The organism is Neobacillus fumarioli NBRC 102428 (genome assembly GCF_001591485.1).
GTDB classification, from domain to species: Bacteria; Bacillota; Bacilli; order Bacillales; family Cytobacillaceae; genus Neobacillus; species Neobacillus fumarioli.
Window position 1 is genome coordinate 1 of the sequence record NZ_BCUZ01000125.1, and the last position, 7,666, is coordinate 7,666.

A 7,666-nucleotide genomic window follows, 5' to 3' on the forward strand; every position below is an offset into this window, starting at 1 on the left:
TTACATAGTCAAGATCACTAGAGCGAGTCGGACCGCCGTTAGCAAACCTGATAATTTTGCCAGTCTCATTCAAGGCAACATACATGATGTAATTTTCATGTGCATTCTTAAATCTCTCCACCCAACGCTCCTCGCTTTTTATATAGGAAAGATCGTCTAGATAATCTTCGGAAACAATCTGATCGTAAGTGGTACGCCAACTATCGACATGTACTTTTGCAAGACCAGGACAGTCGTCAATTGTTGCTTTACGAATCATTATAGTCATAGATGTCACTCCTTTCATAGACCATGGCTAGAATCAATAAAATCTTTGCAACTCATTATAATATACATTTCTTAAAGAAAAGCATTACCTGTTTTTAAAGAAGACCAGTCTTTTTGGATGGTTAACTTTTTGATTTTGGCTTTATTCTCTTTATGAAGACCAGTTTAGTTGTTGCCCCATTTGGTTTTGGGCTTCATCGAGTGGATGAAAATCGGTTCTCTTCGACCCTCGTTTTGGACTTCATTGATCTGATGAAGAACAGTTTTCTCTGTGACCTACCCTGGTTTTGGAATTCATCGACCTGATGATGGACATTTTCCTTCGTGACTGACCTTCGTTTTGGAATTCATCGACCTGATGATGGACAGTTTCCTTCATGATCGGCCTTTGTTTGGGCTTCATTGATCTGATGAAGAACAGTTTTCTTTGTGACCTACCCTGGTTTTGGGATTCATCGACCTGATGAAGGATAGTTTCCTTCATGATCGGCCTTTGTTTAGGCTTCATCGACCTTGAATAAGTATCGTAAATCAATTTTGCCGTTCGCCGTTTTCAGCTATGATAAATATCGTCATGAACAGAACAAATATAACATTTTATTTCCATTTTTTGTTTTTTATCCTTTTATCTCCTAATAGTTGATCTCAGGAAACTGAATTGGAGACGCGATATCCATATCAATAATCCAGTTGCCGCTGCTTTATTAAGTAAAATGGGTTATACCGAAAAGGAAAGAGTTCTGGTAAAAAAGGAATTTTTGCGTATGTTGGCGAGAATGGAAATAAATCCAGCCAAAATGGAACTAATTGTTGGTTCTTTGAAACGTATTTATCACTAACTAAAAGTAAGAAGAACAAGCTAATGGAAGAAATTAAGCAACTAAACTCCCAAACTCTTGGATTGAAAGAGGAAAAAAAGAGGGTATTCAGAAAGGTATTCAAGAAAGAGAATGAAAAACATAAAGGAAAATCGATTGTAAAATGTTAAAAGAGGGAATAGCGGTTGAATTGATCGTTAAATTAACTGACCTAGGTAAAAATGAAATTGAAAATCTAAGAAAACAGTTATAAAGGCAGCTTTGAAATTATTTCCTCTTAACTATTGGAACAATTTAGCATTTCAAATCCATTTCGCTCCTTTCCTCTTTCGTTTTAACTGTCACAGTTTTGTCATAAAAAGTGAAATCATTCTTTTTGTGTGATTTTGCTCACTAAATCACATAAAGAGATTCCTTATAATGAAAAGCGGAGGCACAAAGAAGAAGGAGTGAACTAAATTGGATACTGAAAAAAGCGATCGCCTAAGAAAAATGCTCCAAGAAGCATTTGTTCCGATAATGGAAAAATTAGAAAAAATAGAACAAGAAATTGAAGCCCTAAAGAAGGAGCAACATAAGTTCAGAAACAAACAAAGTTGATGAACGCTTAATAGAAAAGATGCAAATAAGTTTGTTACGCGTACCCAGAAAGGGTGCGTTTTTTTATAGTTTTGACCATGTGAAATATTTGTTAGTTTCATAATTTAATATAGAGTTTATTTTTATTTAATAAAGCTGTGCTAAATTTAAACTAGAATAGATCAAGACTGGAGGGGAATAAAATTGCTGAAAAAGATTCATAAAAAAAATATTTTTCAAAAAATCGCTAGAATGCTTAAATTAAATTACATGAAACTCCTTCGTTCACCTGAAGGGGCTAATAAAGTGGCTCTCGGTTTTGCTATTGGGTTTGGCTTGGAAATGCTGGTTATTTCAACCGCCGGCCTTATCTATATTTTGTTAATCCCAATTGTTCGACTATTCAAAGCTTCCCTTCCTGTTGCCATCATTGGAAATGTAATCGGAAAAGTTTCCCTTCTCCCTGTTATATTATTGCCTTTCGCCCTAAAAATTGGGAGATTTATCTATCCAAAGAAGATCATATTAGGACACCAGACAAGACATTTTACTTTTACCGACTTATTGCATGGCGATTTTCATGGAATCGTGAATATCCTCTATGGAAGCATTCACGTATTAATTGGGATGGTGATATTAGGCAGCATACTCGGAATTATTTCTTACTTTGTCGTGAACATTCTTTATGTCAATGCTAAAAACAGACGTTTAAAAAAACGACAGGCTAAATTTGTATGGTGATTTTAAAGAACCAGCCTTGTACATTCATACGTATAGGGCTGGTTCTTTTGCAATTTGAATGATTTTTGCTCATTAACATCTTTCATTCGAAGTTATCGAGCAGTGCACGCACTTCATCTGTTGACTCTGTGCTCATCAACTGATTTCTCAATTCACTCGCCCCTCGAAATCCTTTGACATATATCTTAAAAAAGCGATGAAGAGCTTTGAACGGACGAAGTCCTAATTCTGCATATTGATCATGGAGATCCAGATGGAATCGTAAGAGATCAAGTAATTCCTTACTGCTATGCTCTTTCGGCTCTTTTTCAAAAGCAAATGGATTATTGAAAATCCCACGCCCAATCATCACCCCATCAACACCATATTGATGAGCGAGCTTCAAACCAGTTTGACGGTCAGGGATATCCCCATTGATCGTCAAGAGTGTATCTGGTGCCACTTGGTCACGAAGTTTCTTAATCTCCGGAATCAGCTCCCAATGAGCAGCTACTTTGCTCATTTCCTCTCTTGTACGGAGATGAATGGACAGGTTAACAATATCTTGTTTCAATAAGTGTGTAAGCCAGTCGTGCCACTCGTCAATATCCTTATAACCAAGCCTAGTCTTTACACTTACGGGCAATCCTCCTGCTTTTGCTGCTTGTATTAAATCTGCTGCAACTTCCGGACGAAGAATAAGGCCACTTCCCTTTCCATGCTGTGCTACATTAGGTACAGGACAGCCCATATTGATATCAACACCCCTGAACCCAAGTTTCGCCACACCAATACTCATTTGCCGAAAATATTCGGGCTTATCCCCCCAAATATGTGCCACAATTGGTTGTTCATCTTCTGTAAAAGTCAAACGGCCACGCACACTATGGTTCCCCTCTGGGTGACAGAAACTTTCCGTGTTTGTAAACTCTGTAAAAAACACATCAGGTCTGGCTGCTTTACTCACTACATGGCGGAAAACAACATCCGTCACATCTTCCATTGGTGCCAGTACAAAAAACGGCCTCGGTAATTCACGCCAAAAATTATCTTTCATAATTTAAACCCTCTCATATGGGACACCTGGACAAGCCCTGTCCCTTAAAAATAAAAGCAAGGATTTTCCTGCTTCTTCTACACTTATTTAGGCATTATGCACTTCTATATTAACAAATTAAGATCGTAAAGAAAATCGGGGTAAGATAAGGTAATCCAGCATATAAGATATTTTCATGGCCATGGATGTCCAAATCTAAGACTACTTTGAACACCACTTTTGTTTCCGTGGCTTTTGCTGTCCGAACATAGGGCGACTTCAGACACTGTTCATGCTTTCATGGCCATATAGTTGTCCGAACATGATGCAACTTTGGACACCATTCATCTTTTCATGGCCATGGATGTCCAAACCTAAGACTACTTCGGACACCACTTTTGTTTCCGTAGTTTTCGCTGTCCGAACATAGGGCGATTTCAGACACTGTTCATGCTTTCATGGCCATAGTTGTCCGAACATGATGCAACTTTGGACACCATTCATGGTGTCATGATCATGGCTGTCCGAACCTTGTCTTACAAAAAGGTTAGTTCACGATATTGACTTTCATACCTAGAATACTTCTAAAAAAATCTCCAAAGGGTGACTACATTTACAGACTTGAATTACTGAAGCACCCCCTTAAGCATCCGGACAGTAAGGATTATATAAGCTTTATGGAGGAAATGGGGGCTGAGCTTGTAGCAACCTATCACCGTTGGGTCTATTTTAGAAAAAAGCTTCTGAGGGTGAATTCACTATATACTCTGATCCTGAATCCAAATTAAGCCATTACAAAAGAATTATGTTTTCTTGGTAATCATTGGGCTTAATTTCCTTGCTGGGCTATATAATTTGATTGGGGGAATCTATATGGTATAAATTAGAAATCTTGCTTTTAATATTTATGTATCCGTTGTGTCCTTTATAAGTTAACCTTCTTATTTTTAGCCGTACCTTCAAATAAAAAAAATTAATCTTCTAAAAAAAGAAAAGCAAATTCAAGAATAGCAGTGGAAAAATACATCGCTTAAAAAATAGTTCTGTTTTGGAGTAAGCAAGTGGGATATAGCACTCCAAAACAAACTGCTTTTTTGTACAAAGCTGGTTCTTCGGTCATGAGTTCAGGTGTTTTCTCCCGCTTTGTCCCGCCTTTTGCGATTATCAAAATGCTGATAAAAACATTTTTTCAGCTCTCTATCGAACGCAACATCTGCTTATAATACTTCTTATCCTCATAACTAAATACATGCCAGATGTAGCCACAACATCCATCTTCATCATAAAGATAAAAAGATTTCTTTAATTATCTTCCTATTTCATTCGTAGAAATGTTCCCCACTTTATGTTACTCTTCCTTTTTTCATTCTGATATTAACAATGAAAAAACATTATTTCTTAATGATTTCAATTGATCTTTCGCTGCCCAAAGGTAATCACTATGTTCTTCTGAAAGAACTACATTGTTATTTTTGGCGCTGCATAGATATGTTAAAGTGACCACTTGTCTTGCGGGGTTGGTTTTAAATGTGGTTGCATATAAAATTTTCTCAACAGTTACATTTAATCCGACTTCTTCCTTTACTTCTCTAACTAATGCAGCTTCTAAGTCCTCACCGAATTTGATTTTTCCTCCAGGGCATTCCCAAGTTCCACCGCCAATTTCATCATCATGACTTCTTTTAACCATTAAAACTTTGCCTTCATTTAATATCAAGCCTTTCACGACAACAACCATTTTATTTGTATTTGACATTCAAAAACTCTTCCATTTCCCAAAATAACAACTATTGAATCTAATCTTTCTTTTATGATTTGCTTATCCAAGTTACATTTTCTTACTTATTGCCACTTCAATTTCTTTATTTCTGTTTATATTATAGTTAATTCAGCAGGGGCAATGGTGGATAATCCTTTTTTGCAAAATCCCCTCTAAAATAAAACCATAAGCTTGGAAGTTCCTGAGTTTATTCTTACCGTTTTTAAACTACCTGTTTAATTACTGAAAAATTCAAAAATTATAGATGAGCAGATACGATTATGGTATATTGATTAAAAATAAAGAGAAAAAGCTGCAAAGATAAGGAAAAGAGAGTTACTACATAGGGGGACATTGGTTGAAGATCTTTTTCATTTATGCCACATGGGTAGTATTTGCCTTGTTGGTGGCTTACACTTATCTTTCATGGAAAAAACCGTTGCTTGTGGAAAAACACAACAGAACGACCCGAAAGGCATGGTACCTTATTTTAGTTATGGGTTGTTTGGTCTACATTTCCAAACATCCAAACTCTTTGTTTATCGATTGGAAAAATTATCTGGTACTCTTCGTTGCTTTTATTATCGTGGATTCTATGGTGTTTTTGAACCTATATTTCAGTAAGTTAGGCGGTAATGAATTGCAAACGGAGCAAGCCGTTAGCGAGACTCAAGAATCTTTGGATGAAACAAAGAGAAAAATGGAGAACATGTCAACGGTCTTGAACTCATACGCTTTTCCAGAGTATAATGATACTGAGGAAGAATATATTCAAGATTTTGAAGACCTTCTAAATATGTATGCGGCAAGTGAGTCTCTAGTTGTCGATTTGTTACCTTTTCAAACGAATGAAGAACAAGAGGCCGTCTTAGAGGATACCCCTAAGAAAAAGGTCAGCCGCCTATTGAAGCTAAGAAGAACCTTCTATGATTCCAAAGACAATTTGATGTTACATCCATTGGTTATCATTGGAAAAGACTATGTTGCAAAAGTAACGACGCAAGGGAATAACAAAGTAACAGATGTAGATGCCCAAGTAATCAATATATTACTTGTGGTTTATTCCTTAACTGTAAAGGATCGTATTAACCAAGGCGGTGATGAAGATGGCAGTAGCAGCTCCTAAAAAGGATAAGCCAAGAAGGAAAGCGAATATCCCTCTAGCAGATGTGGGATTGAGCAATAGCAGCCGTTTATTAAAAGAAAAGAATGAAGCCCTGATTAAATCAACATGGGCTAAATATTTAGATAGATCTTTTAAAAGAGGTGTCAGATAAAGGCACTTCTTTTTCTTTTTTTATGAATAGTGTTCCATGTTATCACATACCTTATTCTATAGGGTGAGATACATGAAACAATATAAAAGAGCTAATTTAAAATTAGCAAATCCAGGCTTATCGAACCACTCCAGAAAACGAAAAGAACAAAACGAACTCATCGTCAGAGAGCTGCAGAAAGCAAGGTTAGGAATTTGGGGCTGGAAAAAATGGTTTTCTGGTAACTAATAAATTTCTTTAACTACCACCTGCTCAAAGCAGGTGGATTTTGACATAAATGTCGACGACTAAAGTCGTATTAATCCGAGTGTGAATTATATTATATACAAATGGAATAGACTGGATTTCTAATATACTTATGATGTATGCACGAATTGAACAAACCCATCTATTTTTTATATGATCGTTCCTCTGGTTACTTGCTCGATTAATATAGACATATTTTGTTCCACACGCTTTGCATGATATCCAAGCTGTGTAATTGCCTTTGATTGATTTTCAGATAACTGATAGGCAATATCCTGAAATTCCAGTTTCATTTTATTCAGAATACCTAATGCAGCTTTATTATATAGGATTACTGCTTCGTACTGAGTACCATTAAATATGGCTATTTCTATGTAGGGCTTAAATGCTTGCAGAATGTGAGGAAATTCATCCCCTAATCGTTTGATCAGGTTTTTTAAATTTTCCATTGTTTCAATTGCCGAATGCAAATAGGAATCAATATGGGCAACATCCGCCATTAGTCGGTTATCAAATGAAACGAAAGGAATTCTAATCATATTCACTTCTAATTTGATCATCCCCAGAATCATTTGTGCTTCATACAATAAATCCAGCACTTGGTCTGCGGCCGTCTGCAAGTGGAATATAATAGGTTCAAGTTTAGCACTTGTACTCGAAGCAAATCGGTTATAATTATGTTCCAATTGAAGCCTTCGAATATCCATTCCCGATTTCAAATAGTTAGAAGGTTTGCAAACTGCTTTGAAGGTAGGTGTACATCCTTCGTATTCGGATTAGCCACTGTTCCCGAACCATTTTTCATGGCATTGCCAATTGCAGTATCTACCTGATCCATCTTTTCCCTAACATCTCTCGTATGAGTTTGAAAAATCATCACATCATTCATGACAATTTGATTATTAGCATGAATTACTAAGTAGTGAGCTTTTAATTCATCTACTACCCCTTCTAAGAATCCATC

General features: G+C 36.4%; 11 protein-coding genes and 1 pseudogene. 6 read left to right on the plus strand and 6 right to left on the minus strand.

The window, feature by feature from the left end; translation table 11 throughout:
- Positions 1-268, minus strand: a 268-nt coding sequence (locus BFU02S_RS13470; RefSeq protein ID WP_501193345.1) for a GNAT family N-acetyltransferase, incomplete at its 3' end; no start/stop codon positions are given.
- 1,276 nt (positions 269-1,544) lie between these two features.
- Here BFU02S_RS13470 and BFU02S_RS16840 point away from each other — a divergent pair.
- Positions 1,545-1,685 (plus strand): hypothetical protein, encoded by a 141-nt coding sequence (locus BFU02S_RS16840; protein WP_157075940.1) that lies wholly within the window; start codon positions 1,545-1,547, stop codon positions 1,683-1,685.
- 177 nt (positions 1,686-1,862) lie between these two features.
- Positions 1,863-2,405, plus strand: a complete 543-nt coding sequence (locus tag BFU02S_RS13475; RefSeq protein ID WP_066371608.1) for a DUF2062 domain-containing protein — start codon at positions 1,863-1,865, stop codon at positions 2,403-2,405.
- A gap of 82 nt (positions 2,406-2,487) precedes the next feature.
- On the opposite strand, the gene BFU02S_RS13480 is transcribed toward BFU02S_RS13475, so the two are convergent.
- Positions 2,488-3,441, minus strand: coding sequence for a tRNA dihydrouridine synthase (locus BFU02S_RS13480; protein ID WP_066371612.1), 954 nt, complete (start codon positions 3,439-3,441; stop codon positions 2,488-2,490).
- 539 nt (positions 3,442-3,980) lie between these two features.
- On the opposite strand from BFU02S_RS13480, the gene BFU02S_RS17735 reads away from it, so the two are divergent.
- Entirely contained in the window at positions 3,981-4,208 is a 228-nt protein-coding gene (locus tag BFU02S_RS17735) for a DUF2812 domain-containing protein (RefSeq protein ID WP_169797606.1), read from the plus strand.
- Positions 4,209-4,609: 401 nt separating this feature from the next.
- On the opposite strand, the pseudogene BFU02S_RS17740 reads toward BFU02S_RS17735, so the two are convergent.
- A pseudogene (locus BFU02S_RS17740) lies at positions 4,610-4,681 on the minus strand (hypothetical protein); the annotation flags it as partial.
- Positions 4,682-4,783: 102 nt separating this feature from the next.
- Positions 4,784-5,176: an NUDIX hydrolase gene (locus BFU02S_RS13485; RefSeq protein WP_066371617.1), complete on the minus strand. Its 393-nt coding sequence runs from the start codon at positions 5,174-5,176 to the stop codon at positions 4,784-4,786.
- Between the two features lie 361 nt (positions 5,177-5,537).
- On the opposite strand from BFU02S_RS13485, the gene BFU02S_RS13490 reads away from it, so the two are divergent.
- The 3 genes from BFU02S_RS13490 to BFU02S_RS16855 all read left to right on the plus strand — a co-directional run bounded on the left by BFU02S_RS13490 (position 5,538) and on the right by BFU02S_RS16855 (position 6,684).
- On the plus strand, positions 5,538-6,305 hold the full coding sequence (locus BFU02S_RS13490; protein ID WP_066371619.1) for a type II toxin-antitoxin system SpoIISA family toxin: 768 nt from the start codon (positions 5,538-5,540) through the stop codon (positions 6,303-6,305).
- A complete protein-coding gene (locus tag BFU02S_RS16850) occupies positions 6,286-6,456 on the plus strand; it encodes a hypothetical protein (RefSeq protein ID WP_157075941.1) in 171 nt (56 codons plus the stop codon). Before BFU02S_RS13490 ends, BFU02S_RS16850 begins: the two co-directional genes overlap by 20 nt.
- Positions 6,457-6,528: 72 nt before the next feature.
- Positions 6,529-6,684 carry a hypothetical protein gene (locus BFU02S_RS16855; RefSeq protein WP_157075942.1) on the plus strand — a complete coding sequence of 52 codons (156 nt, stop codon included), beginning with the start codon at positions 6,529-6,531 and terminating at the stop codon, positions 6,682-6,684.
- A gap of 167 nt (positions 6,685-6,851) precedes the next feature.
- On the opposite strand, the gene BFU02S_RS13495 is transcribed toward BFU02S_RS16855, so the two are convergent.
- Positions 6,852-7,388 carry a hypothetical protein gene (locus BFU02S_RS13495; RefSeq protein ID WP_066371620.1) on the minus strand — a complete coding sequence of 179 codons (537 nt, stop codon included), beginning with the start codon at positions 7,386-7,388 and terminating at the stop codon, positions 6,852-6,854.
- 29 nt (positions 7,389-7,417) lie between these two features.
- Positions 7,418-7,666, minus strand: a 249-nt coding sequence (locus BFU02S_RS17050) for a hypothetical protein (RefSeq protein ID WP_169797607.1), incomplete at its 5' end; no start/stop codon positions are given.